This window comes from Streptomyces sp. NPDC051214, from assembly GCF_040682375.1.
In the GTDB taxonomy this organism is placed as follows: Bacteria; Actinomycetota; Actinomycetes; order Streptomycetales; family Streptomycetaceae; genus Streptomyces.
Genome location: NZ_JBFBAT010000023.1, coordinates 61,873 through 74,653 on the forward strand (window position 1 = coordinate 61,873; position 12,781 = coordinate 74,653).

Genomic DNA, 12,781 nt, shown 5'->3' on the forward strand with positions numbered 1-12,781 from the left:
TCATGACCATCACCACCCTGGGCCCCCAAGTCCGCGTCGGGAAAGCCGCGATAGCGGCTCTCGGTGCACTGGCGGCCGCCACCGGAGCCCTGGAGTCGGTGGTGACACCGACGCTCCCGCTGTTACAACGCGAGTTATCAATGAGCCGCGCGCAAGGGGCACTTCTCAGCGTCACCCTGCTCATCACCGGCGCGCTCGTCACGCCCGTCGCGGGCAACCTCGGTGACCGCCACGGCGGAAAACGCGTCATGCTCCGGCTGATGGCGGTGGTCGCGGCCGGTGGTCTGGTGTCCTCGCTCGCACCGAACCTGCCGGTGTTGCTGCTCGGGCAGGTACTGGAAGGCGCCATGGTCGGCGCGATGCCACTCTCCTTCATCCTGGTGCGCAAGCACCTCTCGACCGGAGAGTCCCAGGTGGCCATCGGGGTGGTCAGCGGCCTGTTCGTGGGCGGGGGCATGCTGGGAACGCTGATGGCCGGCCCCATCGCCGAAGGGCTGTCCCGGCACTGGATGTTCGCGATACCGACGATCGCGGTCGTCGCGGCGACCTTGGCCGTCCACAGGCTGATGCCGGATGATCCGCCGGCCCGCACGGACGCCAGGATCGACTGGCCCGGCCTGGCCCTGCTGAGCGGCGTACTGCTGACCCTCATGCTCGGACTCTCGATGGCGCCCGAGGTCGGCAGCCGGCCGCTCGCCCTTGCCGCCCTCGTCGTCCTCCTGGCCGTCCTGGTGGCCGGATGGGTCGCCGTCGAACGCCGGTCGCCCTCGCCCATGGTCGATCTGCACCTGCTGGCCAAGCCCGCGATCTGGAGCTCGTACGTCGTCACCTTCGCCGTCTGCGTGGGCACCTCGGTGTCGATGTATCTCGTTCCGCAGCTGTTCGACGTGTCCGCCGCCGGCTACGGCTTCGGGGCCGACTCCACCGACATCGGACGGTATCTGCTGCCCGGCGCCATCGCGGGGGCGATCAGCGGGCCACTGGGCGGGGCCGCGGCGCGGCGCTTTGGCTCAAGTGCCGTGGTCGCAGCAGGAATCAGCGTCATGACGGCCACGCTGCTCGCCCTGGCGTTCCTGCACGCCGAGGTCTGGCAGCTTATCGTCGGCAAGGCGCTGATCGCTCTGGCCAGTGGTGTCTGCATCACGGCGATGGTCGTCAGGACCGCCACCTCCGTCGATCACGAGAACACCGGCACCGCCACCAGCCTGGTCCTGGTGACGCGCGTGATCGGCTTCGCCGCGGGCGCCCAGATCTCCGGCGCCATCCTCACGGCAGGAACTCGCCCCGGTATGGACGACCCGGCCGAATCGGCCTTCGTCACCGGCTTCGTCGTCGCCGGCATCGTCACGGCACTGTCCCTCCTCGTCGTCCGCACCATGAACAAGGGAGCCAAGCGATGACCCCCACCGATCAGTTGACGGGCAGTCAGGCCGGTGGCCGTACGTCCCCGCGGCGCAAGGTCCTGATATCGGGGGCCAGCATCGCGGGTCCCGCCCTCGCCTACTGGCTGACCCGGCGCGGATACGCGGTCACAGTGGTGGAGAAGGCGGCCACACCACGCAGCGGCGGCTACCCCATCGACGTACGCGGCACCGCGTTGGAAGTCGTCCGGAGGATGGGGATGTTGCCCCGGCTGCGGGACGCGCACATCGACACGCGCCGGATCACCTTCCTGGACGCAGATGGCGGCAAGGTGGCCGCGATCAACCCGCACGCCGTCGCCGGCGGTGTCGCGGGAGAGGACATCGAGGTACGGCGCGGGGATCTGACCGACGCTCTGTACGCGGCGGTCCGTGACGACGTGGAATTTCTGTTCGACGACTCCATCGAGGCCCTCGACCAGTCCGGCCACGGGGTCGACGTCACTTTTCGCGGGGGCGGCAGGCGTACGTTCGACATGGTGGTCGGCGCGGATGGCCTGCATTCCGCTACCCGCAAGCTGGTGTTCGGCCCCGAGGAGCAGTTCCACCGCTACCTCGGGTACTGCTTCGCCGTGTTCACCATGCGTAACACCTTCGGCCTCTCCCACGAGATCATGATGTGGAACACCCCGGGCAGAGCCGCCGCTCTCTACGCCGTGGAGGACACGGCCGACGTGCACGCCTTCTTGAACTTCGCCCGACCGGAACCGCCCTTCGACACCTTCCAAGGTCCGGGAGCGCAGCGGGAGTTGATCGCCTCGGCCTTCGCCGGCGCGGGGTGGGAGGTGCCGGGCATGGTCGCCGCCCTGGACGACGCGGACGACCTGTTCTGCGACATGGTCAGCCAGATCCGCATGCCGCGCTGGTCCGGCGGCCGGGTCGCGCTGGTGGGCGACGCCGCGTACGCACCCTCGTTCCTCACCGGACAAGGCACCAGTCTCGCGCTCGTCGGCGCGTACATGCTCGCCGCCTGTCTGGCCGACCGGGACATCGCCTCGGGGCTCGCCGCCTACGAGAGCAGCACCCGCGCGTTCGTGACCGCGAACCAGGGGCAGATCGGCAAGGGTGAGGCCACACTCTTCCCCACCACGACGCGCGCCCTCGCCCGGCGCAACGACATGCTGCGCAACCTCAGCACGATGCCCGCGAAGCGGGGTCGAGGGGCGCACTCGGCTCTCACCCTGCCCGAAGTCATGCCCATGAGGTGACGCACCGTGCGCCAAGAACCGTGCGCCAAGAACAGTGCGTCAAGAAATCGTGCGCCCTGAGCAGGCGGGGCAGGTCATACGTGGCGGTCGGCCGGACTCCCGTCCAGGTCATCGGCCAGGCCGAGAACCGCGGTGATGCGCTTGCCCGACGGTTCGCGCTCCACCTGGAGTTTGTGGCACACGGCCTGCACGACCTCCAGGCCGTGCTGTCCCAGGCGGCTTGGATCCGGCGCCGAGACCGCGGGAAGCGCGGAGTTGCTGTCCCGTACGGTGACCTCGATGTTGGCGCCCTGCACCGCGAGGGCGAGCAGGCACGGTCCCGGCGCGTATTTGCGTGCGTTGGTCACCAGCTCGCTGACCACCAGTTCCACCATCCCCATGGCCTGAGTGGTCACGGGGAGCCCGTGAACGGATCGTAGGTCTGTCAAAAAGTTTCGGGCCAGATGCCGTGCGTGTGCGATCCCCTCGCTGCCCTCGAACAGCTGGGAGACCGACACGGAGCCGTTGTCTGTCGTCGGCTGGCCGTCTTCGCCCGCTGTCTGATCCATGCAGTCCGCCTTGCTCCTCGATCAGCTCGGCCTATGCGGGCCGACTACCCCCATAACTGCGCTTAATCCGCCCGGCGGGGGGCGTCGGCTCAGCGTACTTGTGCCGCTCGGCGCAGAGCTGCGAGGAGTTCCCTGTTGCTGGCGCCCTTGAGTACGTACGCAAGAGCGCCCGCGTTCTTCATCTGCTCGATGGAGGCTTTGTCGTCATACGCGGAGAACGCCACGATGCGGCTGGCCGGTGAACACTGGGCGATGCCTCTGGCGACAGCGGGGCCGCCGCCGGGGAAGCGGACATCAAGGACGACGAGGTCCGGTTGAAGACGAGAGGCGAGTCGAAACGCCTCCTCGCTGTCGCACGCGGTGCCCACGACCTTCAGGTCGGGCTGTGCTTGGACGACCTCGCTCAGGGTCTCCAGGAGCAGCGCGTTGTCATCACAGAGGACGACGCTGAGCGGTGCACGGGGGCAGCCGTCCGCGGGACTCGCCGCGGTCACGGCGCGTCGTCCGGGGATGGCGCGGGTGGTGGGGGAGTCGGAAGGTGGTTCGGTAGCCAGAACTCGACGGTCGTGCCTGTGCCGGGTCGGCTGTGTATGGACCACCAGCCGCCGGCTGTTTCGGCTCTTTCCCGCATCTCGATGATCCCGAAGTGATCACGGGCGCCGTCGCGGGCGACCGGGGCGCCGGTTCCGTCGTCCACGACGCGCGTCACGATGCCCCCGTCGGCGGACGCGACGTGGACGTCGACTTTGCTCCCGCGCGCGTGTTTGTGCACGTTCAGCAATGCCTCTTGGACGATACGGAAGATGGTGATGGCGGTCTCGGGGGAAGGTTCATGATCCAGCTGGTGCTCGAAGGAGTAGGGCATGCCCCAGGAGGATCCCACGACATCGGCCAGGTGGCTGGAGAGGCCGTCGACCAGACCATGCCTGTCGATCCCGGGCGGATGCAGCCGGAAGGTCAGACTGCGCAGGCGGCCGATCGCCTCGCGCACCGATGTGTCAAGGCGCTGCAGTTCCGCGGCGAACGAATCCGGTACGCGATCCGCCAGTAGTTCCAGCCGCATCGCGACGGCGACCATGGCCTGGATGGAGTCGTCGTGGACATCCCACGCGATGCGGCGTCGTTCCGTTTCCTGTGCCTGGACCAGGTGATCGAACAAGCGCCGACGCTCGCTGAGGGCGTGCTGCGCGGCCCGCCGCTCCGACATGTCACGCGTGACCTTGCCGAACCCCCGTAGTACGCCCTTTTCGTCCCACAGGGCGGTGATGACCACGTTCGCCCAGAAGCGGGAGCCGTCCTTGCGGACGCGCCACCCCTCGTCCTCCAGTCTGCCGTCGGCCACGGCGGTCTCCAGCTCCCATTGGGGCTTGCCGGAGGCCTGGTCCTCGGGCGGATAGAAGACGGAGAAGTGCTGTCCGACGATGTCTTCGGCGCGGTATCCCTTGATCCGCTCCGCTCCCGCGTTCCAACTGATGATGTGGCCCTGCGGGTCGAGCATGAAGATGCCGTAGTCCAGTACGCCCTGCACCAGCAGGGTGAACGCCGCTTCCGTCATCGGAGCCGCTTGCTTGCGCGCGCGCCTTTGCTGTCGCGGCTCCTGTGTCACGAAAGGAGCCCTTCACGGCGCGCGATCGTCACGGCTTCCAGCTGGGAACGCGCTCCCAGCTTTTCCAGCACCCGCTGGACGTGGTTGCGTCCGGTGTTGAGAGCGACGCCCAGCTGATCGCTGATCTCGCTGGTGCTGCGCCCTTGGCCCAGCAGCTGGAGGGCTTCCCGCTCCCGCGGGGTCAGGTTCGCGCCGAGGCTCGGCGTTCTGCCGGCCAGCCGTCCCAGTACGTCGCCCAGCAGCTCCTGGCTGAACACCACCTCACCCGCTGCCACCCGGCGAACGGCGTCCTCCAGTTCGCTCAGGCCGCGGGCCTTCAGGATCAGGCCGGCCCCGCCCGTCTCCGCGACGCGCGCGGCCACCGATGCGCTGCCCTCGCCCGCCAGGACCAGTACCCGCGCCTTCGGTCTGAGAGCCAGCAGGTCGGTGATGGCGGCGACCCCGTCGCCGTCCGGCAGGCGCCGGTCCATCAGCACGACATCAGGTTCACATCGCTCCGCGTCGGCCAGCGCCGATGCCACCGACGCCGCGTGGCCCACGATCTGCAGATCGGGCGACCGCTCCAGGGCGAGGCGGATGGCCTCGGCCACCATGTCGTGATCCTCCACCAACAGGATTCTGATCGGACGGCTGTGCGGGGGAGACGAGGGCATTGGTGCATCCTTGCAGGTGGCGGACTGCACGATCATGCCAGAAGGTCCCGGAGCAGCGACTTGTCGGCGGCCGCCTCGGTGTCGCGGCGGCGTGCGGTCGTATCGGAGGCGCAGAGGGCGGCTTCCGCCTCCGCGTCCGTAAAGGTGCTGCCCTCGGTGAAGATGCCGTCGGCCCCGATCAGCGCGAGAAGCCGCTCCAACTGGACTCCGACCCCTATGACGAGAAGCTCCACGCCTGCCTGGAGGACGGAAAGCCGCGCCGTCAGCAGGGAGTTCAGACCGGCGCAGTCGCAGAAGGAGATGCCGGTCAGATCGAGGCAGAAGCCAGTCGGCCGCTCGGCCAGGCAGGAGTCGACCGCTTCGAGAACACAGGGTGCGGTGTCGAAGTCGAGTTCACCGGCGAGCGTCACCCGGGCGTGGCCGGAATCAACGACGGCATGCGAGGTGAAGGGGGGGAAGGTCACAGCGTTCCGCACCTCTCCGTGCTCTTGTGCGGCGCGTGCGAGCGCGGTGCGATCCCACGATCCCTGCCCGCGGAGGCTTCTCCTGCTGTCAGCTGCGGCATCACTACCTCATAGCCTCATAGTGCGAGGGCATCAGTTGAGCTCTAGTGAATCTGCACTAGGCGCGGAAGTCAACACGCGTCAGCGGAGGTTGACGTCGGAGGATGCCGTGAGCCATGCGGCCGCCGAGTGGCAGGGCAGACCCGAAGTGGGCGCGGAAGCCGTGGAGTTGCCCGGCGGTCTTCGCCCTGGGGCTGATCGGGCGATCCCTGGTGACGCCTGCCGCGGAGTCGGAAGCGCGCGCCCTTAGCTTGTGACGGGCCGACAAGGCCCTGGTCCCAAGGAGGAAATATGCGCCCTCTGGTGCGGCGTGGTGCTCTCGTTGCCGGGGCGGTGCTGCTGGCCGCCGCCCTCACTGCTCCGTCGGGGCAGGCCGATGCCCCTGTCGGCGGTTCCGCCGAGGTGCGGAGGGAGCAGGTGCTCGGGCTGGTCAAGCAGTACTTCATCGCGCGTGACAAGGGTTGGCTCACGTCACAGACGGGGTTGCTCGCGGCACGACAGTCCGGTGGCGGCAGTAGTGGTAGCAGGTCCAGTAGGGGCAGCGTCGGCGCTCAGCCCCTCCTTGTGGCCCGATCCCTCGCCCGCATCGCAGACGAAGCGGCAGGGCAGCGGGGGCTGCGTGCGGTGAAGGTGCGCACGGGGTTCGGGCCCGATCAGCGGGTGGACTTCTCCGAGCGGGCCGCCACAGGAACGGCGACGGCCACCCTTACCACCGGCACGTACCTGGCCTGGAACGACAGGGCGCTCAAGGCGACTGAGCTCAGCGACACGTACACCGTGCGTCTGCGCCATGACGGGCGGAAGTGGAAGCTGACGCGCGTCTCGTACGCGCCCGTGCCCAGCACGGACGGCATCCAGGCGCCGGACAAGCCGGACCGCGGTAAGGGGCCGCGGCGCAGCGCAGGGCCACGGGCGGGAACCTACAACCGGGCCGCAGCCGCGGCGTACGCCAACAAATGGTCGGGGCAGTGGCGGAAAACGTCCTTCGGTATGACGTTCACCCAGGACGCGCACAACCCCGACTACGACCACTTCGACAACGACTGCGCCAACTTCGCCTCGCAGGTCCTGCACGCCGGCGGCTGGCCCATGAAGCATGGCAAGGGTTGGTTCCAGGACCCGGCCGACCCGCTCGTGTGGAGCAGCAACGTCAGTGGGATCCGGGGGGCGTCCCGCACGTGGACCCAAGCGCGTTCGCTCCACAGGTATGCGACCGATCCGGCACGCGGTCAGGCGTGGAAGGCCGGGTTGCCGGGCGACACGAACGACATCTGGAAGCTTCGGCCGGGTGATCTGCTGTTCTCGGACTGGGACCCGAACGGACGCTTCGACGGTCACATCGACCATGCGATGGTCATCAGCGGCACCTTCACGGAACTCGGCTTCACCGAGCCGACGTATTCGCAGCACAGCCCGCACCGCAAGAACGTTCCGTTGAGCATCGGCATCAAGATCGCCACCGCTACGCCGCCGCGGGTGGAACCAGGCGGCGGGATGGGCGGCCAGGGGCGTGCGGTGATTCTGCACCCCGTGCACGTGAAGGACTCGTACACGGGCTGAGATCGCGGCCCTCAGCGCTCGGACAGGCCTTGGCGAGCAGCCAGTCGCTCCATCAGGGCTGCGCTGCGCGCGAGCAACTCCCGCTCTTCATCCGTGAGTTCGGCCTCGATGGCCTGGGCCAGCCAGCCGGCCCTGCGGCCGCGTTCCGCTTCCAGCGCGGCCCGGCCCGCGTCGGACAAGCCGAGCAGGGTCTTGCGCCCGTCCGTGGGGTGGGCGGTGCGGGTGAGCAGGCCCTGTTCGAGGAGGAGGCCGACCGCGCGGGCCATCGACTGCGGGCGTACGCGCTGGTCGGTCGCGAGGTCGCTGGTGGTCATGGCGCCGTCGCGGTCCAGGACGCCGAGGACGGCGACCTGGCCGTGCGGGATCCGGTCCTCGTGCTTCACGCGCCGGGTGAGCTTGCCCATCGCGGTGCGCAGTTCGGCGGCGACGGCGGCGGCTTGCGAGGTGGGCATAGGGCACTTTAACCCGGACCGGCCGTCACGCAGCGGAACTGAACAGCAAGGCTAAACAGCTGAACTGAACAGCAAAACTGAACAGCAATGCTGTAGTGTCTGTCGCGTCGGGCTGAGCGCCAGTGCCGTCGCAGCCACGGCCCGACAGGCGACAAAGGGAGGAACTCCCATGCCCGCACCTGCAGTTGAGCCGACCAGCGTCCGCACCGTCACCGCCCGCACCGTCCTCGACAGTCGAGGCAACCCCACCGTCGAGGTCGACGTCGTCCTCGCCGACGGATCACTGGGGCGTGCCGCAGTGCCCTCCGGCGCCTCCACCGGAGCCCGCGAAGCGGTCGAGCTGCGCGACGACGACCCCCAGCGGTGGCACGGCAAGGGCGTCGACCGGGCCGTGGCCCACGTGAACGGCGAGATAGCGGATGCCGTCACCGGGCGCGACGCCGACGACCAGGCCGGACTCGACGCCGCGCTCGTCGCGCTCGACGGCACCCCCACCAAGGCGCGGCTCGGTGCCAATGCCCTGCTCGGGGTCTCCCTGGCCACGGCGAAGGCCGCCGCCCTCTCGCACCGGCAGCCGCTGTACCGCTATCTCGGCGGGGCCGACGCCCGCGTGCTTCCGGTGCCCATGATGAACATCGTCAACGGCGGCGCCCACGCCGACAATCCGCTGGACTTCCAGGAGTTCATGATCGCGCCGGTGGGTGCGGCCACCTTCGCGGAGGCCGTCCGGATGGGCTCCGAGGTCTTTCACACGCTCCGGCGCGACCTGCTGGCCGCGGGCCACTCCACCGCCGTCGGCGACGAAGGCGGCTTCGCGCCCGCGCTGCGTACGGCCGAGGAGGCGCTGGACTTCGTCATGGCCGCGATCGAGCGGGCCGGGTACCGGCCCGGCGCGGACATCGGTCTCGTCATGGACCCGGCGTCGTCGGAGTTCTACCGGGGCAGTGCCTACGAGTACGTGGGGGAGGGGGTGCGGCGTACGCCCGCCGAGCAGGTCGACTACTTCGCCAAGCTGATCGACGCGTACCCGATCGTCTCGGTGGAGGACCCGATGGCCGAGGACGACCACGACGGATGGCGCGAGCTGACCGCGCGGGTCGGAACGAGGTGCCAGCTGACCGGCGACGACGTCTTCTGCACCAACGAAGCGCTGGTACGGGAAGGCATTCGTACCGGGGTGGGCAACGCGGTCCTGATCAAGGTCAACCAGATCGGCACGCTGACCGAGGCGCTGGGAACGGTGAGCACCGCGCGACGGGCCGGCTGGGCGGCGGTCATGTCGCACCGTTCCGGCGAGACGGAGGACACGACCATCGCGGACCTGGCCGTGGCCACGGGATGCGGGCAGATCAAGACGGGTTCACTGTCCCGGTCGGACCGCACGGCCAAGTACAACCAACTCATCCGAATCGAGGAGGAGTTGGGGGAGTCGGCGGTGTACGGATACGCCGCTGCGTGAGCCCGGTCAGTCGGCGCCGGACCCGAATAATCGGTCGGGCGTATTGCGTCGGCCCTCGTACCGTTGCGCCATGACAAACGACAGAGAGCCGCAACTCTTCGTGAACCGCTGGGGTGACACGTCAGGTCCGGGTGCGGAGGGGCATGGAGGGCGCCAGGACGCCTGCTCGTGCCTCAACCAGTCCAGGCCGGCTCCGCGAGCCCGGGTCGGGTTTCACGCCGAGCGCCAGGACACCTCCGCGCCGGGCTGGCGACGTCTGCTTGAGCTGGTCGAGGAAGCCGTCGCCGACGGGCGGGAGGAGTTCCGTCCCCTGGTGGAGTTGAGCCCGCAGGAGCGGAGGCAGATCGTCACCCTGCCATCGAGCATCGGTCGGCTGACAGCGGTCAAGCATCTCGTGCTCTACGGCAGCAACCTCGTCCGGATCCCGCCCCAGATCGGGGGCATGACCAACTTGGAGGAGTTCACCCCTTACACCTCCTACCGGCTGCATTGGTTCCCCTACGAACTCACCCGGTGCGCCAGGTTGACGCGCAGCACGGTGAGCACGCGTGCGCTGTTCGGCAACTACAAGCTGCGGCCACCCTTCCCGCGGTTGCAGCCTGCGGAGGACTCCGGCACGGACCTCGACCCGGGCAACCTGGACCCCCGACGCCGGGGCGTCACGGCCCTCCATGGATGCAGCGTCTGCGACGGCCCGATCGGGCCTGCCGAACTCCACCAGAGGTGGATCTCACTGCGGGTGGCCACCGACGTACTGCCCCTGCTGGTGAACGCCTGCTCATCGGCGTGTGTCGCCGCGCTGCCCAGGGGCGCTGACGACTACATCGCGACGCCGCACCAGGGCGGCCGAGTCGATCAGCCGTCGTCTGACGAGGACTGACCTGGCAGAAGCCGGTCGGGCTGTCCGGCCCCGTGGCCTCAGCCGCTGAATGCCTTGCGAAGGAGTTCGCCGAACTGGGCGGGATGCGTGGTCAGGCCGGTGTGCCCGCCGGGGAAGTGCAGGAGTTCGGTGCCGAGGCGCTCGGCCATCAGCGCGGCCGGGCGGTAGGCCAGCTCGCCTCGTGAGTCCTGGCCTGCGGCGAGCACGAGCTGATCCGACAGCTCTGCCAGCCGGTGCAGGTCCGGCGTGTAGGGCATGAAGCTGGGAACGATGCGGCCGACGAAGTACGGCAGGTTGGCCATGGTCTGTTCAGCCCTCGCCGCTGCCTGCGGCGGAAGCTTGATCTCGGCCTTGGGTTCAACGGTGTCGGTGCCGGGGGCGGCGTCGCCGTCCTTCTTGAGTCCCGCGGCGAACACGTTCATCGCAGGCATGAGCCCTTGCGTGCGGAACACCTCCTGCACGCGGGCTATGAGGGCGAGATGAGTGGAGGCGTCCGGCAGCACCGTCACCGTCGGGGGCTCGTGCGCCACGACGCGTCGGACATGCTCGGGGCGGGTGGTGAGCAGATGCAGGGCCGCGATGGCGCCCGAACTGGAGCCGAACACCCGGGCGGGCTCACCGGGTGACAGCAGTTCCAGCAGGCGGAAGGCGTCGTCGGCGTGTTCGGCCACGCTCTGCTCGGCCTCGGGGTCGTCCAGCGTGCTTCGGGACATGCCGCGCGGATCGTAGGTGGCCACGGTGTATTCGACGGCCAGGTCGTCGGCGAGCTCGTCGAAGGAGGCCGCGCCGCCCGATCCTCCGGGTATCAGCAGCAACAGCGGGCCCTGGCCGCGCACTTCGTAGTGCAGGGTTGCGCCGTCCACGCGCAGGGTGCCGGTGGTCGGGTCAGCCATGGTGAGTCTCCTTCTCGGAATGGGGCCAGCGCTCCAGGAGGGTGTGCAGGGCGTCGAGGGCGCGGGCCCACGACTGCTGCGGCGAACGCTGGTGTGCGAACCCGCCCGCGGCCTCCAGGGCGACAAACCCGTGGAAGGTGCTGCGCAGCAACCGGACCGCGTCGGTCAGGTCGGGTTCGGTCAGGCCGTAGCCGTGCAGCATGCCGTAGGTCAGCTCGACCGCGCGCCGAGGGCCGGGCGCCTTCGCGGCGAGCTCGGGATCGATCTGGATCTGGGTCTGGGTCGCCATGTAGCGGCCCGGATGCTTGTGCGCGTACTCCCGCCAGGCGTTGGCGAAGGCGACCAGCGCGTCCTTGCCCGAGCGGCCGGCGGTCGCCTCCGCGATACGGATGGTCTTCTCGTCGGCCGCCAGCAGCGCGATGCGGCCGCGCAGATCCTCCAGGCCGCGCACGTGCGTGTAGAGGCTCGCGTCCTTCACGCCGAGCCGCCGGGCGACCTGCGACATGGTCACCTGGTCGAGCCCCGCCTCGTCCGCCAGCTCAGCGCCCGCGAGCGTCACCCGCTCCGGCGTCAGCCCTGCCCGCACCATGTGCCCTCCACCTCGTTCCTAGGGCTCCTAGGATAAACCTAGGAGCCCTAGGAACGGCAAGTCGGTTCTGGTGCGTCAGCGCAGCTCCTGCGCTCCGATGACGGAGAGCAGCTGCAACTTTTCGTAACTCTGGCTGCCGGGGCCGGCGGTGTAGACGAGAAGGAGATGCGACTGGTCGGGATCGAGCAGCGTCTGGCAGGTCAGTTCCAACTCCCCGAGCTCGGGGTGGACGAAGTGTTTTACCTCGTGAGGCCGGACGCCGATCTCGTGGTCGTTCCACACCTGACGGAACTCCTCGCTCTGGGCGAGCAGCAGGTCGGCGTAGTGGGCCGCGCGGGAACCGGGGCCCCGCAGTGTGGCCACCCCGCGCAGGCCCGAGACGAACATGCGGGTCAGGAAGGGATGGTCGTCAGGGGCGTAGAGCTGTCGCGTGGCGGGGTCGGTGAACCATCGGTAGCCGAGGCTGCGGGCCGGGCCGCTGTAGCGGGTCAGGTCGCCGGTGAGCGCGATGCCGAGCGGGGTCTGCCGCAGCGTCTCGCCGAGCTCGGTGACGATCTCCGCGGGAGTGTCGTGCAGCCGGTCCAGGATGCGCAGCAGGCCGGGGCTGATGTGCTCGCTGTCCGCGCCCCGCGGGGGAGGGCTCTGTCCGGCGAGCCGGAAGAGGTGGTCGCGCTCATCGAGGGAGAGGTGGAGGCCCTGCGCGATGGAGGCGATCATCTGCTCGGACAGCTGAGGTCCGCGCTCCCGCTCCAGGCGCGCGTAGTAGTCGGTCGACATGTGGCACAGCGCGGCCACTTCCTCCCGCCGCAGCCCGTTCGTCCGTCGGCGCTGTCCGCGCGGAAGACCCACATCCTCGGGTTGCAGCGACTCCCGGCGACGCCGCAGGAACTCCGCAAGGCCGGTCCGATCGATCACCGCGCGCCTCCGTCACCGTGCATGCCTGCGTACC

14 protein-coding genes are annotated in these 12,781 nt (G+C 69.1%); 5 read left to right on the forward strand and 9 right to left on the reverse strand.

Going from position 1 to position 12,781, the window contains the following annotated elements; all coding sequences use genetic code 11:
- Positions 1–2 precede the first annotated feature (2 nt).
- Both AB0M70_RS39560 and AB0M70_RS39565 read left to right on the forward strand, forming a co-directional pair.
- Complete coding sequence (locus tag AB0M70_RS39560) at positions 3–1,400, forward strand: MFS transporter (protein WP_365828227.1); 1,398 nt, start codon at positions 3–5, stop codon at positions 1,398–1,400.
- Positions 1,397–2,629 carry an FAD-dependent monooxygenase gene (locus AB0M70_RS39565; protein ID WP_365828229.1) on the forward strand — a complete coding sequence of 411 codons (1,233 nt, stop codon included), beginning with the start codon at positions 1,397–1,399 and terminating at the stop codon, positions 2,627–2,629. The genes AB0M70_RS39560 and AB0M70_RS39565 overlap by 4 nt, the downstream gene beginning before the upstream one ends.
- 74 nt (positions 2,630–2,703) lie before the next feature.
- Here AB0M70_RS39565 and AB0M70_RS39570 read toward each other — a convergent pair whose 3' ends face one another.
- The 5 genes from AB0M70_RS39570 to AB0M70_RS39590 all read right to left on the reverse strand — a co-directional run bounded on the left by AB0M70_RS39570 (position 2,704) and on the right by AB0M70_RS39590 (position 5,900).
- Positions 2,704–3,177, reverse strand: coding sequence for an ATP-binding protein (locus tag AB0M70_RS39570; protein ID WP_365828231.1), 474 nt, complete (start codon positions 3,175–3,177; stop codon positions 2,704–2,706).
- An 89-nt stretch (positions 3,178–3,266) separates the two neighbouring features.
- Positions 3,267–3,671 (reverse strand): response regulator transcription factor, encoded by a 405-nt coding sequence (locus AB0M70_RS39575; protein ID WP_365828233.1) that lies wholly within the window; start codon positions 3,669–3,671, stop codon positions 3,267–3,269.
- Positions 3,668–4,732 carry a PAS domain S-box protein gene (locus AB0M70_RS39580; RefSeq protein ID WP_365828235.1) on the reverse strand — a complete coding sequence of 355 codons (1,065 nt, stop codon included), beginning with the start codon at positions 4,730–4,732 and terminating at the stop codon, positions 3,668–3,670. Before AB0M70_RS39580 ends, AB0M70_RS39575 begins: the two co-directional genes overlap by 4 nt.
- 47 nt (positions 4,733–4,779) lie before the next feature.
- A complete protein-coding gene (locus AB0M70_RS39585; RefSeq protein WP_365828237.1) occupies positions 4,780–5,472 on the reverse strand; it encodes a response regulator transcription factor in 693 nt (230 codons plus the stop codon).
- Positions 5,469–5,900 (reverse strand): STAS domain-containing protein, encoded by a 432-nt coding sequence (locus tag AB0M70_RS39590; protein WP_365828239.1) that lies wholly within the window; start codon positions 5,898–5,900, stop codon positions 5,469–5,471. Before AB0M70_RS39590 ends, AB0M70_RS39585 begins: the two co-directional genes overlap by 4 nt.
- Positions 5,901–6,290: 390 nt before the next feature.
- Here AB0M70_RS39590 and AB0M70_RS39595 point away from each other — a divergent pair, with 390 nt between their 5' ends.
- Complete coding sequence (locus tag AB0M70_RS39595) at positions 6,291–7,559, forward strand: amidase domain-containing protein (RefSeq protein WP_365828241.1); 1,269 nt, start codon at positions 6,291–6,293, stop codon at positions 7,557–7,559.
- 11 nt (positions 7,560–7,570) lie between these two features.
- On the opposite strand, the gene AB0M70_RS39600 is transcribed toward AB0M70_RS39595, so the two are convergent.
- Entirely contained in the window at positions 7,571–8,011 is a 441-nt protein-coding gene (locus tag AB0M70_RS39600; RefSeq protein ID WP_365828243.1) for a MarR family transcriptional regulator, read from the reverse strand.
- 169 nt (positions 8,012–8,180) lie between these two features.
- Here AB0M70_RS39600 and eno point away from each other — a divergent pair, with 169 nt between their 5' ends.
- Both eno and AB0M70_RS39610 read left to right on the forward strand, forming a co-directional pair.
- Positions 8,181–9,470 (forward strand): phosphopyruvate hydratase, encoded by a 1,290-nt coding sequence (gene eno / locus AB0M70_RS39605; RefSeq protein WP_365828245.1) that lies wholly within the window; start codon positions 8,181–8,183, stop codon positions 9,468–9,470.
- 70 nt (positions 9,471–9,540) lie between these two features.
- The gene (locus tag AB0M70_RS39610; protein ID WP_365828247.1) at positions 9,541–10,350 is read left to right on the forward strand and encodes a leucine-rich repeat domain-containing protein; all 810 of its coding nucleotides are present in this window, start codon (positions 9,541–9,543) and stop codon (positions 10,348–10,350) included.
- 38 nt (positions 10,351–10,388) lie between these two features.
- Here AB0M70_RS39610 and AB0M70_RS39615 read toward each other — a convergent pair whose 3' ends face one another.
- From AB0M70_RS39615 to AB0M70_RS39625, 3 genes are all read right to left on the reverse strand, one after another.
- Positions 10,389–11,243 carry an alpha/beta hydrolase gene (locus AB0M70_RS39615; protein WP_365828249.1) on the reverse strand — a complete coding sequence of 285 codons (855 nt, stop codon included), beginning with the start codon at positions 11,241–11,243 and terminating at the stop codon, positions 10,389–10,391.
- Entirely contained in the window at positions 11,236–11,832 is a 597-nt protein-coding gene (locus AB0M70_RS39620) for a WHG domain-containing protein (RefSeq protein WP_365828251.1), read from the reverse strand. The genes AB0M70_RS39615 and AB0M70_RS39620 overlap by 8 nt, the downstream gene beginning before the upstream one ends.
- A gap of 75 nt (positions 11,833–11,907) precedes the next feature.
- Positions 11,908–12,747, reverse strand: coding sequence for a helix-turn-helix transcriptional regulator (locus AB0M70_RS39625; protein WP_365828253.1), 840 nt, complete (start codon positions 12,745–12,747; stop codon positions 11,908–11,910).
- Positions 12,748–12,781 lie beyond the last annotated feature (34 nt).

What these genes read in the sequence shown, in the direction of transcription:
- AB0M70_RS39560 (WP_365828227.1), top strand. Translation starts at nt 3, where the DNA reads ATGACCATCACCACCCTGGGCCCCCAAGTCCGCGTCGGGAAAGCCGCG.
- AB0M70_RS39565 (WP_365828229.1), top strand. Translation starts at nt 1,397, where the DNA reads ATGACCCCCACCGATCAGTTGACGGGCAGTCAGGCCGGTGGCCGTACG.
- AB0M70_RS39570 (WP_365828231.1), bottom strand. Translation starts at nt 3,177, where the DNA reads ATGGATCAGACAGCGGGCGAAGACGGCCAGCCGACGACAGACAACGGC.
- AB0M70_RS39580 (WP_365828235.1), bottom strand. Translation starts at nt 4,732, where the DNA reads ATGACGGAAGCGGCGTTCACCCTGCTGGTGCAGGGCGTACTGGACTAC.
- AB0M70_RS39585 (WP_365828237.1), bottom strand. Translation starts at nt 5,472, where the DNA reads ATGATCGTGCAGTCCGCCACCTGCAAGGATGCACCAATGCCCTCGTCT.
- AB0M70_RS39595 (WP_365828241.1), top strand. Translation starts at nt 6,291, where the DNA reads ATGCGCCCTCTGGTGCGGCGTGGTGCTCTCGTTGCCGGGGCGGTGCTG.
- AB0M70_RS39600 (WP_365828243.1), bottom strand. Translation starts at nt 8,011, where the DNA reads ATGCCCACCTCGCAAGCCGCCGCCGTCGCCGCCGAACTGCGCACCGCG.
- eno (WP_365828245.1), top strand. Translation starts at nt 8,181, where the DNA reads ATGCCCGCACCTGCAGTTGAGCCGACCAGCGTCCGCACCGTCACCGCC.
- AB0M70_RS39610 (WP_365828247.1), top strand. Translation starts at nt 9,541, where the DNA reads ATGACAAACGACAGAGAGCCGCAACTCTTCGTGAACCGCTGGGGTGAC.
- AB0M70_RS39615 (WP_365828249.1), bottom strand. Translation starts at nt 11,243, where the DNA reads ATGGCTGACCCGACCACCGGCACCCTGCGCGTGGACGGCGCAACCCTG.
- AB0M70_RS39620 (WP_365828251.1), bottom strand. Translation starts at nt 11,832, where the DNA reads ATGGTGCGGGCAGGGCTGACGCCGGAGCGGGTGACGCTCGCGGGCGCT.